The 25,209-nt window shown below is 64.8% G+C and carries 19 protein-coding genes; 14 read left to right on the top strand and 5 right to left on the bottom strand.

From position 1 onward, the window contains the following. Positions 1-74: 74 nt before the first annotated feature. The 7 genes from KVF90_RS07870 to KVF90_RS07840 all read left to right on the top strand — a co-directional run bounded on the left by KVF90_RS07870 (position 75) and on the right by KVF90_RS07840 (position 7,523). Positions 75-578: a prepilin peptidase gene (locus tag KVF90_RS07870; RefSeq protein ID WP_264394295.1), complete on the top strand. Its 504-nt coding sequence runs from the start codon at positions 75-77 to the stop codon at positions 576-578. An 89-nt stretch (positions 579-667) separates the two neighbouring features. Then, entirely contained in the window at positions 668-1,786 is a 1,119-nt protein-coding gene (gene cpaB, locus KVF90_RS07865; protein WP_264394294.1) for a Flp pilus assembly protein CpaB, read from the top strand. Positions 1,787-1,873: 87 nt separating this feature from the next. Then, positions 1,874-3,433, top strand: coding sequence for a type II and III secretion system protein family protein (locus tag KVF90_RS07860; protein ID WP_264394450.1), 1,560 nt, complete (start codon positions 1,874-1,876; stop codon positions 3,431-3,433). A gap of 19 nt (positions 3,434-3,452) precedes the next feature. Continuing rightward, positions 3,453-4,133, top strand: coding sequence for a CpaD family pilus assembly protein (locus tag KVF90_RS07855; RefSeq protein WP_264394293.1), 681 nt, complete (start codon positions 3,453-3,455; stop codon positions 4,131-4,133). 3 nt (positions 4,134-4,136) lie between these two features. Further along, positions 4,137-5,417, top strand: coding sequence for a pilus assembly protein CpaE (locus KVF90_RS07850; RefSeq protein ID WP_264394292.1), 1,281 nt, complete (start codon positions 4,137-4,139; stop codon positions 5,415-5,417). Positions 5,418-5,527: 110 nt separating this feature from the next. Next, positions 5,528-6,499 (top strand): type II secretion system F family protein, encoded by a 972-nt coding sequence (locus KVF90_RS07845; RefSeq protein ID WP_264394291.1) that lies wholly within the window; start codon positions 5,528-5,530, stop codon positions 6,497-6,499. Between the two features lie 19 nt (positions 6,500-6,518). Then, positions 6,519-7,523 (top strand): type II secretion system F family protein, encoded by a 1,005-nt coding sequence (locus tag KVF90_RS07840; RefSeq protein ID WP_264394290.1) that lies wholly within the window; start codon positions 6,519-6,521, stop codon positions 7,521-7,523. Positions 7,524-7,563: 40 nt separating this feature from the next. Here the strand turns inward: KVF90_RS07840 and KVF90_RS07835 are convergent, their stop codons facing one another. The 4 genes from KVF90_RS07835 to KVF90_RS07820 form a co-directional block, all read right to left on the bottom strand. Then, positions 7,564-8,067 (bottom strand): MarR family winged helix-turn-helix transcriptional regulator, encoded by a 504-nt coding sequence (locus tag KVF90_RS07835; RefSeq protein WP_264394289.1) that lies wholly within the window; start codon positions 8,065-8,067, stop codon positions 7,564-7,566. Next, positions 8,060-8,932, bottom strand: a complete 873-nt coding sequence (locus tag KVF90_RS07830; protein ID WP_264394288.1) for a crotonase/enoyl-CoA hydratase family protein — start codon at positions 8,930-8,932, stop codon at positions 8,060-8,062. Before KVF90_RS07830 ends, KVF90_RS07835 begins: the two co-directional genes overlap by 8 nt. A 183-nt stretch (positions 8,933-9,115) precedes the next feature. Then, entirely contained in the window at positions 9,116-9,901 is a 786-nt protein-coding gene (locus KVF90_RS07825; protein WP_264394287.1) for an SDR family NAD(P)-dependent oxidoreductase, read from the bottom strand. A gap of 26 nt (positions 9,902-9,927) precedes the next feature. Further along, positions 9,928-11,097: an acetyl-CoA C-acetyltransferase gene (locus tag KVF90_RS07820; protein ID WP_264394286.1), complete on the bottom strand. Its 1,170-nt coding sequence runs from the start codon at positions 11,095-11,097 to the stop codon at positions 9,928-9,930. Positions 11,098-11,437: 340 nt separating this feature from the next. Here KVF90_RS07820 and KVF90_RS07815 point away from each other — a divergent pair, with 340 nt between their 5' ends. The 6 genes from KVF90_RS07815 (at position 11,438) to KVF90_RS07790 (ending at position 21,218) form a co-directional block, all read left to right on the top strand. Next, positions 11,438-14,674: a TonB-dependent receptor domain-containing protein gene (locus tag KVF90_RS07815; RefSeq protein WP_264394285.1), complete on the top strand. Its 3,237-nt coding sequence runs from the start codon at positions 11,438-11,440 to the stop codon at positions 14,672-14,674. 70 nt (positions 14,675-14,744) lie between these two features. After that, positions 14,745-16,259, top strand: a complete 1,515-nt coding sequence (locus KVF90_RS07810; RefSeq protein ID WP_264394284.1) for a putative 2OG-Fe(II) oxygenase — start codon at positions 14,745-14,747, stop codon at positions 16,257-16,259. A 5-nt stretch (positions 16,260-16,264) separates the two neighbouring features. Then, positions 16,265-18,136 (top strand): tetratricopeptide repeat-containing sulfotransferase family protein, encoded by a 1,872-nt coding sequence (locus tag KVF90_RS07805; RefSeq protein WP_264394283.1) that lies wholly within the window; start codon positions 16,265-16,267, stop codon positions 18,134-18,136. Between the two features lie 89 nt (positions 18,137-18,225). Continuing rightward, positions 18,226-18,774: a type VI secretion protein gene (locus KVF90_RS07800; protein ID WP_264394282.1), complete on the top strand. Its 549-nt coding sequence runs from the start codon at positions 18,226-18,228 to the stop codon at positions 18,772-18,774. Positions 18,775-18,778: 4 nt separating this feature from the next. Then, positions 18,779-19,510: a 2OG-Fe(II) oxygenase gene (locus tag KVF90_RS07795; protein ID WP_264394281.1), complete on the top strand. Its 732-nt coding sequence runs from the start codon at positions 18,779-18,781 to the stop codon at positions 19,508-19,510. 25 nt (positions 19,511-19,535) lie between these two features. After that, a complete protein-coding gene (locus KVF90_RS07790; protein WP_264394280.1) occupies positions 19,536-21,218 on the top strand; it encodes a tetratricopeptide repeat protein in 1,683 nt (560 codons plus the stop codon). Positions 21,219-21,310: 92 nt separating this feature from the next. Here the strand turns inward: KVF90_RS07790 and KVF90_RS07785 are convergent, their stop codons facing one another. Beyond that, the gene (locus tag KVF90_RS07785) at positions 21,311-24,331 is read right to left on the bottom strand and encodes a TonB-dependent receptor domain-containing protein (protein WP_264394279.1); all 3,021 of its coding nucleotides are present in this window, start codon (positions 24,329-24,331) and stop codon (positions 21,311-21,313) included. 246 nt (positions 24,332-24,577) lie between these two features. Here KVF90_RS07785 and KVF90_RS07780 point away from each other — a divergent pair, with 246 nt between their 5' ends. Then, positions 24,578-25,147 (top strand): hypothetical protein, encoded by a 570-nt coding sequence (locus tag KVF90_RS07780; protein WP_264394278.1) that lies wholly within the window; start codon positions 24,578-24,580, stop codon positions 25,145-25,147. Positions 25,148-25,209 lie beyond the last annotated feature (62 nt).

Below are 25,209 nucleotides of genomic sequence, written 5' to 3'. Positions count from 1 at the left end.
CATAACCTGTAGCAGTGTCCCAATGAAGGACGGCCAGCGCGGGGAGCGCGGCCTTGCCCGGGGGCACGAAGTCGATGAGTTCCATTTCCTACGGTCTGCTGGTCGCCTTGGCAATTGCGCTGGTCTTTGCCGCGTTCACCGATGTGCGCCGCCGCCAGATCGACAATTGGCTCAACGCCGCGATCGCGCTGGTGGCTCCGCTGTTCTGGTGGGCGAGCGGACTAGACCTGTGGCCGGGCGTGGGCTGGCAGCTGATCTTCTGTGCGATCGTATCGGCGATCCTGATCGGGATTGCCTATATCGGCTATCGCATCAACGTGCTCATTCTGGGGGGCGGCGATATCAAGCTGCTGGCGGCGCTGTCGCTGTGGTTCACGCCCCTAAGCTACATTCAGATGCTGCTGGTGATGTCGCTATTCGGCGGCGCGCTGGCGGTCGCCTTTGTGCTGCGCCGCGTGATTCTCAAACCCAAGACTCCGGGCCGCCTGCCCTATGGCGTGGCGATCGCTTTCGGCAGCCTGTGGGTGCTGGCGACCCATTATCTGCCGGGCGCCGCGACTGCGGTTCAGGCAGCATAACCCGATTTTAACCAGTCATGCCTTACGAACTGCAACCATACCTGCCCGCTAACCAAACCCAGGGCAATTACGAGGGGGCTAATTGAGCCATGGATAGGAAGAAACTGGTACTGCTGCTCGGCGCGCTGATCATCGCGATCGGAACCGCATTTGCCGCGCGTAGCATGTTCGCTGGAGGCTCTGCCCCCAATGCCGAGGCCTCTGTGCCCACAGGCCCGCGTGTTCTGGTTGCCAAGCGGGCTTTGACCGCTGGCACGATCATCACCGCTGATGCGCTGGGCTTCCAGCCCTGGCCCAAGGAGCTGGTGCAGGACGCTTACTTCATCGACGGCGAGGCCGACATGAACAAGCTGCTGGGCACCGTGGTCCGTTATCCGATCACTGCGGGCGAACCTGTCACGCAAGGATCACTGGTGGCTCCGGGTGACCGCGGCTTCCTCGCAGCGGCTCTCGGGCCGGGCATGCGCGCCGTGACGGTGCCGGTGTCGGCGACGACCGGTGTCTCGGGCTTCATCTTCCCGGGCGACCGTGTCGATCTGGTCCTCAGCCAAGAAATCCCGCCGAACGACGAAGGTGCACCGCTGCGTGCGGCAGAAACCATCGTGCGCAACCTGCGCGTGCTGGCAACTGACCAGACGACCGAGAAGACCACCGATGAAACCGGCAAGACCGTGGTGACGCAGTTCAGCACCGTTACGCTGGAGGCAACGCCCAAGATCGCGGAAAAGATCTCGGTGGCCCAGACCTTCGGGACAATCTCGCTCGCGCTGCGCTCGCTTTCGGACAATCCGGCCGAACTGGAACGTGCGCTCGCCTCCGGCAGCGTGGTCATTCCGCCCAATGCTTCGCCTGAAGAAGAAGAGCGTCTGCTCAAGGCTGCGGCCGCCCAGCCGCTCGACAAGGGTGTGAGCTTCGTCACCGGGGCAGATGTCTCGCGCTTCCAGCGCTCGACCCCCGGTGTGAAGGAACAGCGCCGTTCGATGGCAACTGCAGACTCCCCGGCTCCCGCTCGTAGCAGCGGTTCGGGCGGCGGCAGCGCAGCTCCGGTCTATGTCGGCCCGAGCGTGCGGGTGACCCGCGGCAAGGAAACGTCGGAAGCGCCCGTAAGCGCCAGGGCGAACAGCACCGCGATCATCTCGAGCCAATCGAGTGGTCTGCGCGGCAGCGGCAAGGGCCTGTCGGCCGCCCGTTCGACCGTGATCAACTAAGGGGGGATCAGGACCATGTCGTTCACCATGACCGGCCACGTGCCTGCCTTCCAGGCGAACCGTTCCAAGCCCAAGGGGGGCAAACCCATGACACGCAATTTCAAGATCAAGCTGCTGGTTGCTGCGATCTCCGCGGTGCCGATGGCAGCAATGCCGGCGGCCACTGCCACCGCGCAGCAGGTCGTCAGCCCGGCGCAGGAAATCGTCCTGTCGATCGGCAAGGGCGAACTGGTGACGGTGCCTGGCAACATGGCCGACGTCTTCGTCGCCAATGACGAAGTCGCCGACATCCAGATCAAGTCGCAGCGCCAGCTCTACGTGTTCGGCAAGGCGGGCGGGGAAACCACCATCTACGCCAGCAATGATCGCGGCGACGTGATCTTCTCGGCCAACATCCGGGTCGGCTCGAACATCGGCAGCATCGACCAGATGCTCGCCATGGCGATGCCCGACGCCAAGGTGAGCGTGTCGACGATGGGCACCAACACGGTGCTACTGACCGGCACCGTGGGCGCACCTGAAGACGCTGCCGAGGCCGAACGGCTGGTCAGCGCCTTCCTCGGCAAGGAAGCCAATGTCATCAGCCGCCTAAAGACGGCAACCCCGCTGCAGGTCAACCTGCACGTCAAGTTTGCCGAAGTCAGCCGCAGCCTGCTGCGCGAAATCGGGGCCAACCTGACCTCTGCGGATGGGACCGACGGCTTCAAGTTTGGCGTCGGCTCGGGCCGCGGCGCGGTGACGCAGTTCAGCCCCGGCGGATTGGCTGGCGTGAACGTGACTGAGGGTTCCGATGGCACATCAGTCATCACCAGCAAAGGCACGACCCTTGCCGGTCTGGGCAAGATGTTCGGCATCGACATGGCCGGAACGCTCGACCTGTCGGAGCGGCTGGGTCTGGTGACGACCATCACCGAACCCAACCTCACCGCGCTGTCGGGTGAAACCGCGACCTTCCTTGCGGGCGGTGAATTCCCGATCCCGATCGCACAGGGCCTCGGCCAGGTGACGGTGCAGTTCCGTCAGTTCGGCGTGAGCCTCGCCTACACTCCGACAGTGCTTTCGAACGGCCGCATCTCGATGCGCGTGCGTCCCGAAGTGTCGGAGCTTTCGACCCAGGGCGCGATTACGCTCAACGACTTCCAGGTGCCCGCCATCACCACCCGCCGCACGGAAACGACGGTCGAGCTCGGCTCGGGCCAGAGCTTCATGATCGCCGGGCTGATGAGCGCCAACTCGCAGAATGCGCTCGAAAAGGCGCCGGGTCTGGGCGATGTGCCGATCCTCGGCAACCTGTTCCGCAGCCGGCAGTTCCGCAAGGGCGAGACCGAGCTGGTGATCATCGTGACGCCTTATCTGGTCAAGCCGGTCGACGCCAAGGACATCAAGCTGCCGACCGATGGCTATCGTGCAGCCAACGAGATCCAGCAGTTGCTCGGCTATCAGGACAACGCCGGTATCTCGGGCGAACAACGCCCCGGCCCGACCTCGTCGCAGCCAGACGCGCCGCAACCCAAGGTGAGCGAGGCCGACCCGGCCCTGATCATCCCGAACGGCGAGGAAAAGCCGCGCCGCGCAGACAAGAAGAGCCGCCGTCCCGAGCGCGAAGCGAATGCAAGCGTCGCCGCAACCCCGGGCTTCAGCCTCTAACGTGAGAAAGGTGACTTCGATGCCCAATGCACGACAAATCCGGCTGGCCCGCGTGCTTGCCCCCCAAGCGAAGCTCGCTCTCGCGCTGACGCTCGGCCTCGGCCTGGCCGGCTGCGGTGGGATGCCCACCAACACTGCGCTTTACAGCGTGAAGCAGCCGGTGGTGGAACGCACCAACATGACGCTTGATGTGGCGACGACCACGGCGGGCTTGCCGATCTCCGAACAGCAGCGCCTCAACGGCTGGTTCGAGACGATGGACCTGCGCTACGGGGATCGCATCGCGATCGAAAACCCGGGCCAGAACCCCGCCGTCGCCAATGCGATCAGCGATCTGGCCGCCCGTTACGGCCTGATGCTGAGCGCTACCGCTCCGGTCACCTCCGGCTTTCTCCAGCCGGGTCAGGCGCGCGTGGTCATCACCCGTGCCACGGCGAGCGTGCCGGGTTGCCCCGACTGGTCGGCCAAATCCGACATGAATTACAACAACGCCACAAGCCCGGGCTACGGCTGCGCCATCAACAGCAACCTGGCTGCGATGATCGCCGATCCGCAGGATCTGCTCGAGGGCAAGAAGGGCGCAAGCGAAACCGTGATCGCCACCTCGAACAAGGCGATCTCGACCTATCGCGAGATGGCACCCACGGGCAAGGATGGCCTGCAGGATGCCGGAACCGCAGCGACCGGAGGAGGTAACTAAGCCATGAATGCTCCCTGGAAATCCGGCTTGCCCGGCAATCGCGATCCCTTCTCGGCCTATATCTGCGACGATAGCTCGCTGGACGTGATCCGTCCCGTGGTGATCGAACTCGGCTGGCAGCCGGAGAAGTGCAACAAGGGCGGCCTGCGCAATGCTGTGCAATCGCTCTCGGTCAGCGCCTCGCCCGCAATCCTGCTGGTCGACCTGTCGGAAAGCGGCGATCCGCTGAACGACATCAATGCGCTGGCTGAAGTGTGCGAGCCGGGAACGGTGGTGATCGCCATCGGCCAGGTCAACGACGTGCGCCTCTACCGCGACCTGCTGTCGAGCGGGATCCATGACTACCTGCTCAAGCCCTTGTCGCCGCAGCAGGTGCATGATGCGCTCAATCAGGCGCTGGCAGTGTTCATGTCGCCCAAGGCCGGCGATGCCGATGCGGCCAAGCGCCACATTTCGACGGCGATCGTCGGAACGCGCGGCGGCGTGGGTGCCTCCACCCTTGCCACCTCGCTGGCCTGGCTGTTCGCCGAACAGCACAAGTCGCCGACCGCACTGCTCGATCTCGATGTGCACTTCGGCACCGGCGCTCTGGCGCTCGATCTGGAACCGGGCCGCGGCCTGACCGACGCGATCGAGAACCCGAGCCGCATCGACCCGCTGTTCATCGAACGTGCGATGGTGCGTGCCGGGGAAAACCTGTCGATCCTGTCCGCCGAAGCTCCGATCAACCAGCCGCTGATGACCGATGGTTCGGCCTTCGTGCAGCTGGAGGACGAGTTCCGGCAGGCCTTCGAGATGACGGTGATCGATCTGCCGCGCAACATGCTCATCAACTTCCCGCAGCTTCTGGCTGACGTGAATCTGGTGGTGCTGGCCTGCGAGTTCACCCTCGCCTCGGCGCGCGACACGATCCGGCTGCTGTCATGGCTCAAGAGCAACGCGAGCCATGCGCATCCGATGATCGTCGCCAACAAGGTTCAGCCGAGCCTCGCCGAGATCAGCAAAGCCGATTTCGAAGCCTCGATCGAACGCAAGGTCGATTTCGTGGTGCCTTACGACATCAAGGCAGCATCGAACGCGGCCAAGCTGGGTCAGGTGTTCGTGGATGCCAACCGTTCGAGCAAGGCAAGCGCCGCCATGCGCCAGATCGCCGAACGCGTGATGGGCGTAAGCACCGACGAAATGATCGCCATGACGGGCGAGAAGAAGTCGCTGCTGGGCAACTTCGACATCAAGGCGATGCTCGCCAAGAAGCCCAAGGTCGATCTGACCAAGGCTGACTAAATCGGGACCCGCGCGGGCGCGAGGGCGGCAGCACGCCTCCCCTCGCCCGGCGCGGAGATACAGGACAACCAACCGCCGAAGCCCGGCGGACCGAGGCAGGAAACTACGGCATGGACTTTCTCCAAACCCTGCTCATCACGCTGGTGATCTTCGGCGTACTCGTCGCGGGCTACGCGGTTGTCACCGGCTCCGGCGTGGCCAAGGCCCAGAAGCGCCGCGTGGAAGCGGTGCGCTATCGTCACTCCGAAAGCCTCGACGCGAAGGTCGACGCCCAGTTCAAGCGGGCGATCGCGGCGCGCAAGCCCAAAACCTACAAGGTCGCCGGCTCGGGCTCGCGGATGGACGCGCTCGCCGTGCGGCTGAACCGCACCGGCAAGAACTGGACTGTCTCCCAATACGTCTACAGCTCGATCGGCCTGGCGCTGGGCGTCGCGGTGGTGGTCTTCATCCTCAGCCGGGCGCCGATTCTCTCGCTCGGACTCGGACTGTTCGTCGGCGCAGGTATCCCGCACTTCGTGGTCGGCTTCCTGATCAACAAGCGCACCAACGCCTTCATCTCGAAGTTCCCCGACGGCATCGAACTGCTGGTGCGCGGCCTGCGTTCGGGCCTGCCCGTGACCGAGACGCTCCAGATCGTCTCGACCGAAGTGCCCGGCCCGGTCGGCTTTGAATTCAAGGCAGTGATCGACCGCATCAAGGTCGGCAAGACCATGGAAGATGCGCTTCAGGACACCGCCGACAAGCTCGGCATCGCCGAATTCAACTTCTTCACCATCACACTTGCGATCCAGCGCGAGACGGGGGGCAACCTCGCCGAGACGCTGTCGAACCTTGCCGAGGTGCTGCGCAAGCGTGGTCAGATGAAGCTGAAGATCAGGGCGATGAGCTCGGAATCCAAGGCTTCGGCCTATATCGTCGGCTCGCTGCCGTTCCTGGTCTTCGGTGCGATCATGTACATCAACCCGAAGTACATGAGCACCTTCTTCACCGACGATCGTCTGATCGTAACCGGCCTTGGCGCTGGTGTGTGGATGGGCCTTGGCGTGTTCATCATGGCCAAGATGGTCAGTTTCGAAATCTAAGGGTGGGGGGCACCAAATCATGATCGACCAACCCGTCGGCCCAAACCTGCTCGGCTTCGACGTCATGCTCGTCGGCACCTTGCTGGCTGGCCTTGCCGCCTTCGCTATGGTTCTGGCCATCTACGCTGCCGTCACGATCCGCGATCCGATGGCCAAGCGCGTCCGCGCGCTTGAGGCACGGCGCGAACAGCTCAAGGCAGGCATCGTCACCTCGGCGACAAAGAAGCGTACCAGCCTGGTGCGCCGCACCGACACGACCGACAAGGTCAAGAGCAGCCTCGACCGCCTGAACGTCCTTCAGGAAAGCCAGATCAAGACGATCCAGCAGAAGATGGCGTACGCGGGTTACCGCAACAAGGAATTCGCGGTCATCATCATCGGTGCCCGCGCGATCCTGCCGGTGGTTGTCGGCGGCATCATGGGCTCGCTGATCTACCTCTTCGATTTCTGGCCTGACTGGGGCCCGATGCAGCGGCTGGGCGCGTTCGCGATCTCGGTGTTCCTGTCCTACAAGGGCCCGGAACTGTTCCTCAGCAACAAGGCTGCCAAGCGCACCAAGGAAATCCAGAAGGGCCTGCCCGACGCGCTCGACCTGCTGGTGATCTGCGCCGAGGCCGGTCTGACCGTCGACGCCGCCTTCAACCGCGTCGCCAAGGAACTGGGCCGCGCCTATCCCGAACTGGGCGACGAATTCGCTCTGACCGCGATCGAGCTGAGCTTCCTCAACGAACGGCGCATGGCGTTCAACAACCTCGCCTACCGCGTCAATCTTGAAGCGGTGAAGGGCGTGGTGACGACCATGGTCCAGACCGAGCGTTACGGTACTCCGCTTGCGTCGGCGCTGCGTGTGCTGTCGGCCGAATTCCGCAACGAGCGCATGATGCGCGCCGAAGAAAAGGCCGCGCGACTCCCGGCGATCATGACCGTGCCGCTGATCGTGTTCATTCTGCCCACGCTGTTTGTGGTCATTCTCGGACCGGCGACCTGTTCGATCTCGGACAACCTGATCAACGCGCCGAAATAAGGCGGGATACCCAACCCACAACGCGGGGCCGGAGCGGGATTTACCCCTGCTCCGGCCCTTCGCGCGTTTCACTGGCGAGCCGCATCGCGCGTTCGCGCAAGCGGCCCAGCAGGTGGCGCAGGGACGCTTCCTCGTCCGCCGCCAATCCGGCAAGCAGATCGGCTTCCGTGGCGCGGGCAAGGGGCATGACCTCGGCATGGATGCCCCGCCCCTCGCCTGTCAGCGCCAAGAGGTGCGACCGGCCATCGCCCGGATTGGGCACGCGCGCGACGAGGCCGCGTTCTTCCAGCACCTTGACCGCGCGGTTGACCGCGACCTTGTCCATCACCGTTGCCGCAGTCAGATCGCGCTGGGTCAGGCTGCCCCCGAGCGCCTCAGCGTCCCCCAGCACCGCCATCACCCGCCATTCGGGAATCTTGAGGCCGAACCGCTTGCGGTAACGCTCGGCAATCAGCGCGCTGACCGCGTTGGAAGCGACCGAAAGCTGGTAGGGCAGGAACCCCGCCAGATCGCCCGCGCCAGCGCCGGCATCATCGTCATTCATAGGGGCGCTCGTCCCACCACGGGTAGAAATCGGGCATGTCGGCGCTGACCTTGCCGGGGTACATGGCTTTGCGCTTTTCAAGGAAGCTGGCGATGCCTTCCTTGGCGTCCGCGCCGCGGCTGAGGCGGTAGATGGCGCGGCTGTCGATCTTGTGCGCCTCCATCGGATGATCGGCGCTCATCAGCCGCCACATCATCGCCCGCGTCATCGCCACCGAAATGGCCGAGGTATTGTCGGCAATCTCGCGCGCGAGGCTCTGGGCGGCGTGGAGCAGGTCTTCAGGCGCATGGACCGATCGCACAAGGCCGCCGGTCTTTGCTTCCTCGGCATCGAAGATGCGCCCGGTGTAGCACCATTCGAGAGCCTGCTGGATGCCGACGATGCGCGGCAGGAACCAGCTCGATGCGGCCTCGGGGACGATCCCGCGCCGCGCGAACACAAAGCCGTAACGCGCGGTGGTGCTGGCGAGGCGGATGTCCATGGCGAGCTGCATCGTCGCACCGACGCCCACGGCCACACCGTTGCAGGCCGAGATGAGCGGCTTCTTGCTCTCGAACAGGCGCAGCGTCAGCAGCCCGCCGCCGTCGCGCACTTTGGGGTCGGACAGATCCTTCACCTCGGTCGGATCGGAGAATACCTGCCCGCCACCCTCGGGGGTCAGATCGGCGCCAGCGCAAAATGCCCGCTCTCCGCTGCCCGTGAAGATCACCGCGCGCACCGCGTCATCGGCGTCGATATCGTCCATCGCCGCCATGATCTCCTGGCCCATGGTGCGGGTGTAGGCGTTCATCTTGTCGGGGCGGTTGAGCGTGATGGTGGCGATGCCATCGGCCTTGGTGACGATGATCTGGGTATAGGTGGTCATGGAAGTGCCTCTCCTGCTTTGCCGTGTGTGATGCCACGAGCCACGCAAAAGAAAACCCCCGCAAAAGCGAGGACTTCTTTTGAGGTGAGTCAGGTGGGTCCAGATCGGGGTCAGACCCCGGTTAGACCCCCCTTAGACCCCCGCCAGACCCGCCTTGCAGACGGGTTCCACGTGAAACATCGCTTAGCGAGGGGCCATTCTGATGGCACCGTCGAGACGCACGTCCTCACCGTTGAAGTAGCCGGTCTCGATCATGGTCATGGCGAGCTTGGCATATTCCCCCGGCATCCCCAGGCGCTTGGGGAACGGCACCGAAGCGGCCAGCGCATCGCGCACATTCTGCGGCGCGGCGGCGAGCAGCGGGGTGTCGAAGATGCCCGGCAGGATGGTGTTCACGCGAATGCCCTCGTTCATGAGGTCGCGCGCGATGGGGAGCGTCATGCCGATCACGCCAGCTTTCGAAGCGGAGTAAGCCGCCTGACCGATCTGGCCGTCTTCGCCTGCCACCGACGCGGTGTTGACGATCGCCCCGCGCTCACCGAATTCGTCGAGCGGATCGAGGCTCATCATGCCTGCTGCCGACTTGGCGATGCAGCGGAAGGTGCCGATCAGGTTGACCTGAATGACGAAATCGAAAGCCGACACGGGGAAATGCTTGATCGAGCCGTCTTCCTTGGAACGGCTGGCGGTCTTGATCGCGTTGCCGATCCCGGCGCAGTTCACAAGGATACGCTCCTGCCCGTGGGCTTCGCGCGCCTTGGCGAAACCAGCATCGACGTCCGCATCGCTGGTGACGTTGACCAGGCAGAACACGCCGCCGATTTCCGCGGCGAGCGCTTCGCCCTTTTCTGCGTTCATGTCGAAGATCGCGACCTTGGCGCCCTTGGCGGCCAGGGCACGAGCAGTGGCCGCACCGAGGCCCGAGGCACCGCCGGTGACGACGGCAGGGGTATTGGCTGAAACTTCCATTGGTTTTCCTCTCAGACAGGGGGGGATTAGAGCGCTTCGATGATGGTCACGTTAGCGACGCCGCCGCCTTCGCACATCGTCTGCAGGCCATACTTCTTACCGTGGCGGCGCAGGCCGTGAACCAGCGTCGCCATCAGCTTGGTGCCCGATGCGCCCAGCGGGTGGCCCAGCGCAATCGCGCCGCCGTGGACGTTGAGCTTGGCCGGATCGGCGCCGGTGTGCTTGAGCCACGCGAGCGGCACCGAGGCGAAGGCCTCATTGACCTCGTAAAGGTCGATATCGTCGATGCTGAGGCCCGCACGCTGCAAGGCGCGGTCGGTGGCGAACAGCGGTTCTTCCAGCATGATGACCGGATCGCCCGCTGTCACGGTGAGGTTGTGGATGCGCGCCAGCGGGGTGAGGCCATGGGCCTTCAGCGCCGCTTCGCTGACCACCAGCACGGCAGACGATCCGTCGCAGATCTGGCTCGCCGAAGCCGCAGTCAGCGCGCCGTCGGGCGAGATCAGCTTGACCCCGGCGATGCCTTCCAGCGTAGCATCGAAGCGGATGCCTTCATCGACGGTGTGCATCTGGGTGCCTTCCGCCGTCTCGATCTCCACAGCAACGATCTCGCGCTCAAAGGCTCCGGCCTTGGTGGCGGCAATTGCCCGCTGGTGGCTTTCGTATGCAAAGCGATCCAGATCATCCTTCGAGAATCCGTGCTTCTGGACGATCATCTCTGCGCCCATGAACTGGCTGAAGTTGATGCCGGGGAACTTTGCCTCGATCCCGGCGGCCTTGCTGTAGAGGCCTTCTTTCATGTGCAGCGTGACGTTGGAGCCCATCGGCACGCGGGTCATGCTTTCGACGCCGCTGGCAATCACCACGTCCTGCGTGCCGCTCATCACGGCCTGCGCGGCGAACTGGATCGCCTGCTGGCTGGAGCCGCACTGCCGGTCGATCGTTACGGCGGGGGTCGACTGCGGGAGCAGCTTGCTGGCCAGCACGCCCATCCGCCCGACCTGCATCGCCTGCTCGCCGGCCTGCGAAACGCAGCCGGTCACCACGTCGTCGATAGCTTTGGGATCGATCCCGCTGCGCTCGACAATGGCATCAAGCGACTTGGCAAGCAGATCGACCGGATGCACTCCGGCAAGACGCCCGCCACGGCGGCCGCCGGCAGTGCGAACGGCTTCGACGATATAAGCTGTGGTCATGAATCTCTCCTCTATCCTCAGCCCGTGAGACGGGCCGCGCGTGGCCAGATCAGTTGCGCTTCGCCACTCGCTTGGCCCACCGCCTATTGAAGGGGCGAGCCCAAATCAAGCGATCAAAATGATCGGGCATTCATCGCGCACACAACACGCCTCATCTTCCAACTGTTGCATATATAATACATGGCAGAAGCAAGCGTCGCGCCCTCACGACATTGAAATTGCGCTGTCCATGGGGTTGGCCGATGCAGGAGGCCGGAGGGGGCTATTTGACGTAGATGTCACATGCCCTTGACGCTTGAAGTGTCAATGACTTGGTCAAACCTAGAGGAGGAAGACCACTATGAGGAAGCACGCGCTTCTCAAGGCCGGTGCGGCAACCGCCGTAATCGCGCTTACAGTCGGGGCCCCTGCATTCGCGCAGGATGCTGACGTAACCACTGATACCACCGCAGAAAGCGAAGCCCCCGGCGAAGCCATCGTCGTTACGGGTACGCGTCTGCGCTCGCCGAACCTGGAATCGGCCAGCCCCGTCACCGTCGTGACCGCTGAAGAATTCGCGATCACCGGGACCACCCGTACCGAAGACCTCATCAACTCGCTGCCGCAGGTCTTTGCGGCGCAGGGTGGTAGCGTCTCGAACGGCTCGACCGGTACGGCGACCCTCAACCTGCGCGGCCTTGGTGCCGAGCGTACGCTGGTGCTGGTCAATGGCCGCCGCCTGATGCCGGGCACGCCGAGCACCTCGGCTGCCGACATCAACGCGATCCCCGCCGCTCTGATCGAGCGCGTCGACGTGCTGACCGGCGGCGCTTCGTCGGTGTATGGTGCCGATGCGGTCGCGGGCGTTGTGAACTTCGTGCTCGATACCGACTTCGAAGGCTTCAAGATCAACGCCAACTATGGCGTCTACAACCACCAGAACCGGGCGAGCAACAACATCCGCGGCGCGCTTGACGCACGCGGGTTCGGCTACCCGACCGGCATGGTCACCGATGGCGGCACCTTTGACGCCACAGTCGCTTTCGGCAGCAGCTTTGACGACGGCCGCGGCCGCGTCACCGCCTATGCCGGTTACCGCAAGATCGATCCGGTGCTTCAGGCCCGCCGCGACTACTCGGCGTGCTCGCTGAGCGCCCGCCGTGCCGACGAAATTCCGGCTGACGGTCGCCAGTACACCTGCGGTGGCTCGGCCACTTCGGCGAACGGCACCGTGTTCTTCTACGACGATTTCGACGTCCTGACCGACGCGGACGGCAATGGCGTTGCGGATTCGCTGACCTCGACCATCGGTCAGTTCGGCCCCAACCGCACGCTGCTCGAAGGCAACAGCGTCTTCAACTTCGGTCCGCTGAACTACTTCCAGCGTCCCGACGAGCGTTACACGGCCGGCGTCTTTGCCGACTACGAAATCTCGAGCGCGATCAAGCCGTACATGGAGTTCATGTTCATGGACGACCGCACGGTCGCCCAGATCGCTCCTTCGGGCAACTTCGGCAACACCCTGTCGATCAACTGCGACAACCCGTTGGTTTCGGCCAATCAGCGCGCGCAGCTGTGCGACAACGAAAACCTGCTGGTCAGCCCGCTGCCGGGCAACGCCTTCATCGTGACCGGCAATGTCGCTCAGGAAAACCAGGACCGCATCGATCGCGGTATTGGCGAACCGCTGCTGCCGACCACGCCGTTCAACTTCGTCGACCCCTTGACCGGCTCGACCTACAACCGTGGCTTCGCGCAGATCCTGCGCCGCAACGTCGAAGGCGGTGCGCGTCAGGACGATCTCCAGCACGTCAGCTATCGCGCCGTTCTCGGCGTGAAGGGTGATCTGTCGCCGGCATGGTCGTATGATGCCTACTACCAGTACGGCCGCAACAACTACGCCCAGACCTACCTCAACGACTTCTCGGTCTCGCGTCTCAACCGCGCGCTCGATGTCGTCGACATTGATCCGGGTCCGGGCGTGAACGCCGTTTGCCGTTCGACCCTCGACGGGTCCGACCCGAACTGCGTGCCGTGGGACATCTTCTCCCCCGGTACCGTCGCGCCGAGCCAGGCTTCGCTTCAGTACCTTTCGACTCCGGGCTTCTCGCGCGGGATCGTGAGCGAGCAGGTGGCCAGCGCCTTCGTTTCGGGTTCGCTGGGCGAGTACGGCTTCAAGACCCCCTGGTCCGACCAGGGCGTCGACGTCGTCTTCGGTGCCGAATACCGCAAGGAGAAGCTCGACTTCTTCTCGGACACCGCGTTCAGCACGGGTGACCTTGCCGGTCAGGGCGCGCCGTCGCTTCCGGTTTCGGGCAGCTTCGACGTGAAGGAGTTCTTCACCGAAGTCCGTATCCCGATCGCGCAGGACAGCTGGGTCTATGACTTCACGATCACCGGCGGCTATCGCTACTCGGATTACAGCACCGGGGTGAACACCGACACCTACAAGATCGAAGGCGAGTTCGCCCCGACTGCCGACTTCCGCATCCGCGGCGGTTACAACCGGGCCGTGCGTGCACCGACGATCCAGGATCTGTTCGCACCGAACCGCGTGGCGCTTGATGCCTCGTCGGACCCCTGTGCGGGCGTGGTCATTACCGCAGCCAACACCGGCTGTCTTGCCCAGGGCCTGAGCGTTGGCCAGTTCGTCGCTCCGAACCCGGCTGACCAGTATAACGGCTTCATCGGCGGCAACGTCGACCTGTCGCCGGAAGTGGCCGATACCTTCACGGGCGGTGTGGTGCTGACCCCGACCTTCCTGTCCGGCTTCACCGCCAGCGTCGATTACTTCAGTATCGACATCAGCGATGCAGTTCAGGGCATTGGTTCGGACACCATTCTCACCGCCTGTACGGCAACGGCCGATCCGTTCTTCTGCGGTCTTATCAACCGCGATGCTTCGGGTTCGCTGTGGCGCTCGGCCAATGGCTTCGTGACCAACATCACGCAGAACATCGGCGGGTTCAAGACTTCGGGTATCGACGCCCAGGTCAACTACCGTACCGAAATCGGTGATGTCGGCACGCTGACCTTCAACTTCATGGGGACCTATCTCGATGAATTGGTCACCGACACCGGCATCAGCATCCCGGGTCTCGACCAGACCTATGACTGCGTCGGTCTGTACGGCAACGTTTGCTCGGCCACCAATGCGGTGAACCCCGAATGGCGCCATCAGGCCCGTCTCGGGTTCAACTTCCGCAACGGGATCGGTGCTTCGGTGCGCTGGCGCTACTTCAGCAGCGTTACGCTGGACGCGGTTGAGGAGAACTCCAACCTGTTCAACAATGGTTGTGCGGGTCCGGCTCCGGCCACGTCGTGTCGCCCGCCGCTTCGCGACACCAGCAGCGGCGATGCCGTTGCCCGTCCGGGTGCGGCTGGCTTCGATGCGGTCAACTACTTCGATCTGTCGCTGACCTTCGATGCAGGGGACAACTTCAACTTCGTCCTCGGCGCGAACAACGTCTTCGACAAGTCGCCGCCGACCACCGGCTCGCAGGCCTGCCCTGCCGGTCCGTGCAACGGCAACGTTTACGCGCAGGTGTACGACTCGCTCGGGCGCTACCTCTTCGCAGGCGTGACGCTTGATTTCTAAGCGTCTGCTTCGATAGACACGAGATGGCGGGCCGCGAGGTCCGCCATTTTCGTTTGGGGATACGACCCGCGTGAACCACGCCGAAGCCCTTGCCCGGATTGCGCAATTCCCCCTCTCCGACCCGGCGGCGGCGCTGGGATCGGGGCTGGCGCTGATCAACGCCGACTTTCCCGAAATGCTGCTGCCCCACGCCCGCACGCTCGCCGAGCGCCACCCTGCCAGCGTGCAGGCGCAGCAATTGCTTGGCCTTGCCGCCAGAGCGTGTGGCGACAGCCTGACCGCTTGTGAAGCTTTCCGCACCGCTGCGAGGCTCGCGCCGCGCGATGCGCTGATCGCCCACTCCTGCGCCCGCACCGCGCTTGAAGCGGGCTTCCCTGCCGCCGAGCTGTTTGTGGCCGCTGCCGCGCTTGCACCGCAAGACGGTGGCGTCCTGCTCGGGCATGCTGCAGCCTTGCTGCACGAAGGCAGGCCTGACGAAGGCATGGCCCTGCTGGAACACGCCCTTGCCGCCAATCCGCTCTGGCCCGACGGGCATCGCAGCCTTGCCGCCCTTCGTGGCCAGATGGGGCAAGACCCTTTGGCAAGCATCACGCAAGCCCTCGCCTCCCACCCCCGCGCTACCGAGCTTCATCACCTTTCCATCTCGCTTGCCTTGCAAGCCCGCGACCTTGCCCGCGCCGGGGCAGCTGTCACCTCAGCGCAATCCGCGCTCGGCAGTCCGCTCTGGCTCAGCCTGCTTGCCGGGCATGTCGCGTCCGAAACCGGTGCCACTGACACTGCCGACACGCACTTCGCCGCCGCTGGCCCGCCCGCAGATCCCCATGCCGCGTGGATGCACGCCCGCCACCGCATCCGATCAAACCAGCCCGAACGCGCCGCCGCGACAATCGAACCGCTGCTCGGCCAGCCGGGCGCGCAGGCGCTGTGGCCCTATGCCTCGCTGGCTTGGCGAATGCTCGGCGATCCGCGCGCGCAATGGCTGGAGGGCGATCCGCGGCTCGTTGGCGTGTATGACATCGGCCTGACCTCTGCCGAGCTGGCTACCCTTGCCGATCACCTGCGTGCGCTGCACGTCGCGACCAGCGCCCCGCTCGACCAGTCGGTGCGCGGGGGCACCCAGACCGATGGCAACCTGCTGCTGCGCGTCGATCCCGTTATCCGCGACCTCAAGGCGCGGCTGCTCGCGCTTGTCGAGCGCCATGTCGCCCAGCTCCCGCCGCCCAAGCCTGACCACCCAACCCTGCCCCACCACCGCGCCCCGCTGCGGATCGCAGGGTCATGGTCTGTGCGCCTCCAGAACGCCGGATTTCACACCGATCACGTCCACCCGCAGGGCTGGTTCAGCTCGGCGCTCTACCTTGCTCTTCCCGAAAGCCTCGGGCGCGGGGAGGATAATCACGCCGGTTGGCTCAGCCTTGGCGAGGTGCGCGATCTGGTGCCGGGTCTCGCCCCGCTTCGCCTCGTCGAGCCCAGGCCCGGCCGCCTCGTGCTGTTCCCTTCGACCATGTGGCATGGTACGCGCCCGTTCCCTGCGGGCGAGCGGCTGACTGTCGCTTTCGACATTGCCCGCCCCCGACAGGATTGACCGTGATGAACCAGCCCGCTGCTCTGGCCCCCGCCCTCGCCGAAGCGATCCGTCTGCGGCAGACGGGCGATGCCGCTGGCGCTTTGGCACTGGCCGAAGCCCACGCCGCCGCGAGCGAAGCAGGCGCGCCGTTCCTCGCCATCGCAGGGCTTGCCGCGCTGGAACTCGGCGATGCGACCCGCGCAGTCGCTCATCTTGAGGCACTGGCAAAGCTGCGTCCGGGCGATGTCGAGATTCGCGCCGATCTGGCGAAAGCACTGCTCGCCGCCGGGCGCGAGGATGAAGCGCTCGCCCTCGCGGACGGCGCACAGTTGCCCGCACTCGCCCGGATCGAGGCGTGGGTGCGCCAGCAGCGCGGCGAACATGCCGCCGCCGTTGCCGCCTATGCCCGCGTGCTTCAGGCCGAACCGGCCGATGCGGCGAGCTGGAACAACCTCGGCAACATCCACGCCGCCGCAGGGCGCTTCGATCCGGCGATCATCGCACTGGAACAGGCGATCACCCATCGGCCGGACGAACCCAAGATGTATCTCAACCTTGCCGACGTGCTGCGCCGCGCCGACCGGGGGGCACCGCGCCTGAAGGTTGCGCGCGATGCCGCAGAAATCGCCCCGGACGACCGCGCCGTGCAGACCGAGTTGGCGATGGCGCTGGCCCATAACGAGCTGCTCGACGAAGCAATCGCGGTGCTTGAAGCGGCCACGCAGCGTTGGCCCGAATTCGGTGAGTCCCATCTCGAACTCGGACGGCTGTACGAAGCGACCAACCGCACCGAAGCGCTCGCCGCCTTCCTTGCGGCGCTCGATCCGGCGGCCTGCCCGCCCGAAGTCGCGTTCCTCCATGCCTGGCTCGCCCAGCGCGAGGGCCGGTTCGAGGATGCTGCCCGCTATGCCGAAGCGATCCCGGCGACCATCCATCCGATCCGGCGCGAGGCGCTGATCGGCAATATCGCAGAGCGGCTCGGCGATGCCCCGCGCGCCTTTGCTGCCTTCGCGCGGATGAATGCCGCCGCCATCGCCGAAGCCCCGCCGCGCAGAGGGCCGAGCTTCCGCGCAGAGGTGGAGGCCGATTGCGCGCGCTGGACCACGGAATGGGCCGCACGCTGGGCACCGCCGCTTACTCCCGATCCGGCGCGGCGCGATCCGGTGTTTCTTGTCGGCTTCCCCCGATCGGGCACGACGCTCTTGGATACGATGCTGATGGGCCTGCCGGACCTCGCCGTGCTCGAAGAACAGCCGATGGTGGCCGAGGTTCTGCGGATGATCGGCAAGGTCGATCTTGCCGATCTCACCTCCGATCAGTGCGGACAGCTGCGCGAGGCCTATTTCGCCAGCGCGATGCAGCATGGGTGGGACGGCACACGCTGGCTGGTGGACAAGCACCCGCTCAACATGGCGCGCGCGCCGGTGATCCACCGCCTGTTCCCCAACGCGCGCTTCATCCTGGCCGAACGCCACCCGGCCGATGTGGTGCTGAGCTGCTTCATGGCGAACTTCACGCTCAACCACGCGATGCGCAGCTTCACCGATCTTGAGGAAGCGGCACTGACCTATGACGCAGTGTTCCGCGCATGGCATCGCGGGGGGGAGATCTTCCCCCTTGCCGCGCACACCGTCCGCTACGAACGACTGGTCGAAGACCCGGCGGGCGAATTGCAGCCGCTGGTCGCCTGGCTCGGGCTGGAATGGAACGACCGCCTGCTCGCTCACGAGGAAACCGCGCGCACCCGCAGCCGCGTGCGCACCGCCAGCTATGCGCAGATCGGCGAGAAGCTCTACACCCGCGCCAGCGGCCGCTGGCAGCGATATTCCGATCAGCTTGCACCGGTCATGCCGATTCTGGCGCCCTGGGCGGAGCGGATGGGATACGATAGCTGATCCGCAGCACAGGGTTTGCCACGTTGCGCACAGCGGCGTAATCAGAGGCGCAAGGACAGGGCTTCGCGCCCGCGAGGGAGATAACCATAATGACCCGTATCCGTGTCGCAGCCGCCGCCCCGGTGATGCTCGCCGCCCTGATCGCCGCGTCGCCGCTCTCCGCGCAGGACAACAAGGGCGAGAGCGCCTATGTGGCGGCGCTGCGCGATTGTCAGGGCAAGTCCGACCCGGCAGAGCGCCTCGCCTGTTACGACACTGCGGTGGCTGCGATGGTTTCGGCCAGCAGCGAAGGCGATGTGCAGGTCGTCGACCGAGAGCAGGTTCGCGAGACGCGGCGCAAGCTGTTCGGCTTCAGCCTCCCCGATCTCGGCATCTTCGGCGGCAAGAGCGACAAGGAAGACCCCGCACAGGCCGAGGAGTTCACTGCACTCAACACGACCATTACTGCGGTGCGCCCGGTCAAGGGGAGCGTCGTCATCACCACCGCGGAAGGCGCGGAGTGGCAGCTGGACGAGATGCCTGCGCGACTTATGCGGCCTAAGGTCGGCCAGACTCTCGAGATCAAGAGCGGAGCCATGAGCAGCTACTTCCTGCGTATCGACGGGCAGAAGGGCGTGAAGGGACGCCGCGTCCGCTAGCCGCATGAAGACGTTGTTCGAACTCAATCCCGCGCTCGATGTGCCGGCGCTCGCAGAGCGGTTCGCCGCGACGGGCCGGGTGCAGGTGCGCGACGTGCTGACGCCGGAGAGCGCGCGTGAATTGCTGCTGGTGCTCGCCAAGGGCACGCCGTGGGGCATGGCGGTGGGCGCGGGCACCGCGAAGCCGGAGAGCTTCAGCGCCGCAAAAACCCGCACACAGGAAGGCCAGCAGGCGCTCCAGCAGGCTGCCCGCAACGCCGAACAACACTCAGCGCGCGGCGAATATGGCTTCCGCTTCGCGCATTACCCGATCCTTGAGACGCTGCGCGAAGGCTGGGATCCCGGCGGCGCGCATGAGGTGCTGCTCGAACACCTCAACACGCCCGATTTCCTCGATCTGGCGCGCGCAGTGACGGGGATCGATCACCTGTTCAAGGCCGATGCCCAGGCCACGCTGTTTGCGCCGAACCACTATCTCGGCCGCCATACCGACAGTCATGTCGCCGAGGGGTGGGAGGTCGCCTACGTCCTCAACCTCGCCCGCGATGACTGGCATCCCGACTGGGGCGGTTATCTGCTGTTCCTCGACGACGATGGCGACGTGGTCGAAGGCTTCCGCCCGCGCTTCAACGCGCTCAACCTGTTCCGCGTGCCGCAATCGCACCTCGTCACCTATGTCCCGCCCTTTGCGCCAATGGGACGGATGGCGGTGACCGGATGGTTGCGCAGTCGATGAGACCAGTGAGGCCCGGGAGCGCGCAATGACGATCAGTGCGCAGGGAATCGCGCAGCAGGCCAGCGCGCTTGCCGCGCAGGGGCGCGATGTCGAAGCCGATGCCCTTTACGAGCGCGGGTTGGCAGACTTCCCGCAGGACGCGCGGCTCGCCAATAGTGCGGGCAATTTCCACTTCAAAGCCGGACGCCACGAACGCGCGCTTGCGCTGTTTGAACGGGCGCTGGCGATCGCGCCCGATCTGGTCGAGGCCGGGGTCAACGCAGCCATCGCGCTTGGCCGGCTCGGCCGTCCTGATCGCGCCGTCACGCTGCTCGCCCCGCTGGAGTCGGCCGCGAGTGGCCACCCCAATTACTGGCGCATCCGTGCGGATAGCGAGCGGCAGGCCGGGCGGTATCGCGATGCATCGGCGAGCATGGCACGCGCTGTGGCGCTCGACCCCGGCGGAGCCAAGACCGCTCGAAGCCGCGCCCGCCTTGCGCTCGAACGCAGTGATCCGCAGGCTGTGGCGCATATCGAGACCGCCTTGACGCTTAACCGCGGCGATCCAAGCCTGCTGTTCGACTATGCGCAGGCTCTCGCGGTCGAGGGGCGGATGGGCGAGGCGCTGGAATGCACCACCACGCTGGTCACGCACGTGCCGGGCTGGACCGATGCGCTCAAACTCCATGCCGAACTGCGCTGGGCGGCGGGCGAGCGGGAGCCGTTCGCCGATCATTTCGAGACGATCACCGCCATGCAAGGGGCTGGCCCTGCGGTCTGGCTGGCATGGTGCGAAGTGCTGGACGGCGTCGACCGGCCCGCGGAGAGTGCAGCGATCCTTGCCCGCGCCCGCGCGGTCTGGCCACAGGACACTGATCTCGCGCTGGCACAGGCTGTGGCGCTGGGCGAAGCAGGGGCGGTAGGGGAAGCACAGGGCGTGCTGGACCAGTTTGCCGCAATCGCATCGCCCGATTGGGCGACAGCGCGCGGGCGCAACCTGTTACGGCTCGGCGAGATCGCGCGTGCCGAAGCGGAGCTAGCGACAGTGCTGGCAGCACGGCCCACGGATGTCACTGCATGGGCGCTGACCGACCTGTGCTGGCGGCTCGCAGGCGATCCGCGGCACGAATGGCTCCACGGACAAACGGGGCTTGTGCGCCAGTTGGCTTTGCCGCTTGATGACGCGGAGCGGGAGAGCATCACGGCACTGCTAAAGCAGTTGCATCGCCACTCGGCCATGCCGATCGGCCAGTCGGTCAAGCGTGGCAGCCAGACAAAGGGCGCGCTGTTCGCCCGGGCCGAGCCGGAACTGGCGCGGCTTGAAGCGGCGCTTCTGGCAGCGTTGGCGGAATACCGTGCGGGACTGCCTGCCCATGATGCCGATCACCCGCTGCTGTCACGCAGGGATGACCCTTGGTCGATCATCGGCAGCTGGTCGATCTTTCTCAACGGAGAGGGCCATCACGCGGCGCATATTCACCCGCGCGGGCTCTTGTCCTCGGCGAGTTACTGGCTGGTGCCGGACGAGGTGGATGCGCCGGGCGAAGCGGGATGGCTTGAGCTCGGCAATCCGCCTCCGGGACTGGCCGATAGCCTGTCGCGCCTCCATGCCATACGGCCGCAGCCGGGTACGCTTGTGCTGTTTCCGAGCACGCTGTTCCATGGCACCCGCCCGATCACGCGGGGAACGCGCATGACCGTGGCGTTCGACGTTACCCCCACCGCCTGACGCACATCCTCACGGTTTGCCTTCGGAGCAAAGAAAAAGGGCGGCGGATCGTGTGATCCGCCGCCCCTTTCTGTTTTCGTTTCCGATCAGGATCAGAAGCGGAAGTTCACGCCCACGAAGAAGTCGCGGCCGAGCACGTCGAAGAAGCTCGGCATGGTGTTGCCCTGTTCGGCCTGCGCACCCAGAACCGGGGGCTGCTTGTCGAACACGTTGTTCACACCAGCGTTAATCGTCATGCGCTCGTCGATGTCGAGGCTCAGAGCCAGATCGAAGTAATTCCAGGCACCGATTTCCGGACGCGGCAGAACAGCCGGGTCGGTCCCGATACGCTCAAGCCCGTTGAACACGTTCTTGATGCGGCCATCTTCCATCCCGCCCTCGTGACGCCAGCGCAGCGAGAACAGCGCCGGACCCTGCGTGTAGGTCACACGCATGTTGTGCCGGTACTCCGGCAACGCACCAAAGGCGTTACTGAAGGTGCCTTCGAGGATGTTCACGCGTGCCGGAAGGGCTGCAATCGGGGTGCTGCGATACTCGTCGAGCCAAGTCGCGAGGAAGAACAGACCCAGTTCGCCACTGAACAGCGGCAGGCTGTAGTCGACCTGAACGTCAACACCGCTGGTTTCAAGCAAGCCAACGTTGGCCTGATCGAACAGCGGGTTACGACCGCCGTTGCCGAGGCCGATCGCGCCAGTGTTGGGGTTGCGGGTGTTGGCAAACACGCGGCAGACCGGATCTTGAGCGTTTTGGATCGTGTTGAAGCACAACGAAAGAGCGGTTGCCATGCCACCGGCACGAGTCGCAATCTGGTCTTCAACGGTGATGTTGAAGTAGTCCGCCGTGATGTTCAGACGCGGGACGAAGCTCGGCTGGAACACGACACCGACGGTGTAGGTGTCCGAGGTTTCCTCGCCAACGTTGGGGTTGCCGCCGAAATCGCCCTGGATCTGCGCAGCAGGCTGAACCGGACGGGTGAACACGGCAGCAGCCGGAACGCCCGAAGCGATGCAGAAATTGCGCAGCGCCGTGGTCCGCTCAGCCGCAGTACCGCGATCCGAGCATGGGTCGATCGCGGCAGGGAAGCCGACGCCAACGCCGCCGAACAGATCCTGCACGTTCGGTGCACGCACCGCACGCGAGTAACGGCCGCGGAAGCGGATGTCCTGGATCGGGGCCAGCTCGAAGCCGAGGTCATAGGTCCAGTTGCCACCGACCTGCTCAAGCGAATAGTCGGAGTAGCGGAACGAACCTTCCAGCGAGAGGCGGTCGATGAAGCCGTCTTCGATGATCGGAACGCGGACTTCGCCGAACATTTCCTTGACGTCGTAGCTGCCGCTGGTCGGAAGGCCGGCGTTGAAGCCGAGCACGTCACCCGAGGAGAGGAACTCGTCAGGAATGAACGCCGAACCCATCTTGCGGTATTCGACACCGAGCGCGAAGCCGACGTCTTCTGCACCGAAGCCGAGGTTGAACAGCGAGCCGTTGACCGAGGCCACCGCGTTGGTCAGTTCCGACGTGGTGATGTTGGTCGCATCAACCGACAGGTAGTTCAGTGCGGCCTGCGAAGCGAGACCCGAACCGAAGACGTTGAGCGGAACGCAACCACCAGCGCGGGCCGATGCGTCACGGCAGCGCAGCTGGGTCGGGTTAGCCGGATCGAACTCAACGGTCAGCGCATTGCGGAACCGGCTCGAGGAGATGTTGCCCCGCTGCAGGTTCGTGTTGGTCGTACGTGCATACGAGTAGAACGCGTCGAAGTTGATGTTGTCGGTGATCGAACCACGGACGCCGCCAAGGACGCGGAAGGCTTCACGGTTGAACTGCGTAAGGCGGCTGCCGATGTCGTTGAAGCGGAAGTTCACCGTGGTGTCACGATAGCCAGCACCGAGCGTTGCGTTCGCCGGGTTCTGGTTCAGGAGTTCACGGGTCTGGTCGTTGAAGAACGGGCTGTTCACGAACAGCGGCACGTTCGACAGGCCGGCCGGGGTCGGCGCCAGTTCGGCAGCCACTTCGTTACGAACGAAGGTGAGTTCCGAGTAGGCTTCGATGTTGTCGGTGAACTCGTAGTGGCCGTAGGCACCGATCAGGTAACGTTCCTGCGGAAGCTGCAGGTAGTTGTCCGGTGCGAAGTTGTAGAGGTCAGCCGGATCCTGGAACGCGCGCGAACCGCCACCGGTGGGATTGAAGATGAAGGGCAGCTGCGCGCCGGTCGGACCGGCGTTGAAGGTGCCGATCGGGCCGGTGGGCGAACCCTGCGGAACGAAGCCGATCTGGCCGCCCGAACGCGTGCCGGTGCCGCACAGGCCCGCCGTCGCCGAGTTGACGAGAGCGCCGCCCGGACCGGAGAACGGGGTGCCGATATCACCGCGGCCCGTGGTGCCAGCGTTGATGCAGCCGTCGCCAGCAGCACGCTCGGAGAATTCACGGGCGTCCTGGAAGACCGATTCACGACGGGTGTAGTTGGCGAACATGGTCACCGCACCGCGACCATCGTCGAAGGCCGAACCAATGGCAGCGTTGAACTGGTAACGCGCGCCGTCACCCTCGCCGGTCAGCGAGTAGCTGCCGCCGAGCTCGAGGCCTTCGACGTCACGCAGACGGAAGTTGACGACGCCGGCAACAGCGTCCGAACCGTAAACAGCCGAAGCACCACCGGTCACAACGTCAACGCCGCTCAGCAGGAACTGCGGGATGGTGTTAAGGTCGACCAGCTGGTTGGTGTCAGCGAACATCCAGCGGCGGCCGTTGACCAGCACCAGGGTACGGGTGGCACCGAGGTTGCGCAGGTTCAGCGTGACCGAGCCGTTGCCGGGGTTGTTCGAGAAGCCTGTGAATCCGGGGAGAACCTGCGGCAGGGTGTTAAGCACCTGCTCGACGTTCACGGCGCCGGTGAGGCGGAATTCTTCGGGCGAAACTACCGAGACCGGGCTGACAGACGCGAGGTCCTTGCGCTGGATGCGCGAACCGGTGACGACGATCGCGGTGGATTCGGTTGCCTCTTCGGCACCGGTGACATCAGCGGTATCGGTGTCCTGGGCGTAGGCCGGAGCGGCAAACATGGCGCCAGCCATGATCGTACCGGCAAGCAGCGAAGCTTTCTGGAAGCGTTGCATTAACGGGTCCCCTTGAATTGCGCGGACGATGTGCCCGCACTAAGATGTCGGGCACTAGTTCAATCGGGTTTGCGCTCGCAATGGCGCGTTGTGTACTTGGTACACTTGCTGCGAAGCTGTTGCAGTTCTGATACAGTTTGATGAACTGCCGAGGGTGGCGTGTGTGATATATCTGCAATAATTGGAAGGTGTGCGATTGGACTGGCGTTAGCATTGACGCTATGCGCCAAGGCAGGGAGATACAGCATGATCCGACAACCAGCCCAACGTCCATCCGCCCGCCGCATCCTGACCAGAGCGTCGGCGGTGGTGGCTATTGCGTTTGTCGGCAGCATAGCAGTCGTCGCGCAGCCCGCGTTCCAATCCTCGGCGAGCTTGCTTGATGGATTGCGCGGGTGCCGCGCGCTTACGAGCGAAGGCGAGCGGGTGTCGTGTTACGATGCCAAGGTCGGCGCGCTGCTCGGTGCGGTAGAGGCAGGTGACGTCCGGCTCGTCGATCGCGAAGCGATGCGCCAGACCCGCCGCCAGTTGTTCGGCATCACCATGCCCGATGTCGACATTCTGAAGGGTGACGACAAGGACGAAGAGGTGAACTCGGAGATGCTCGAGACCACCATCGCCAGCGGCCGCCAGATCGGTCCGAACGCCTGGCGCTTCACCACGACCGAGGGTGCGGTTTGGGAGATCAACAGTCCCCCGCGCAAGCTCGCGCCGATCAAGGAAGGCGACAAGGTGGTCTTCAAGAGGGCATCGTTCGGCTATTACTTCATCCGCATCAACGGACAGATCGGGGTCAAGGGCCGGCGCGTTTCCTGATCGCGCGCGGCCGTCCCGGCCCAGCAACGCAAAGGGCCCGGCCATCGCTGGCCGGGCCCTTG

This window comes from Porphyrobacter sp. ULC335 (genome assembly GCF_025917005.1).
GTDB lineage: Bacteria > Pseudomonadota > Alphaproteobacteria > Sphingomonadales > Sphingomonadaceae > Erythrobacter.
This window is presented reverse-complemented; position numbering and strand designations above follow the sequence as displayed.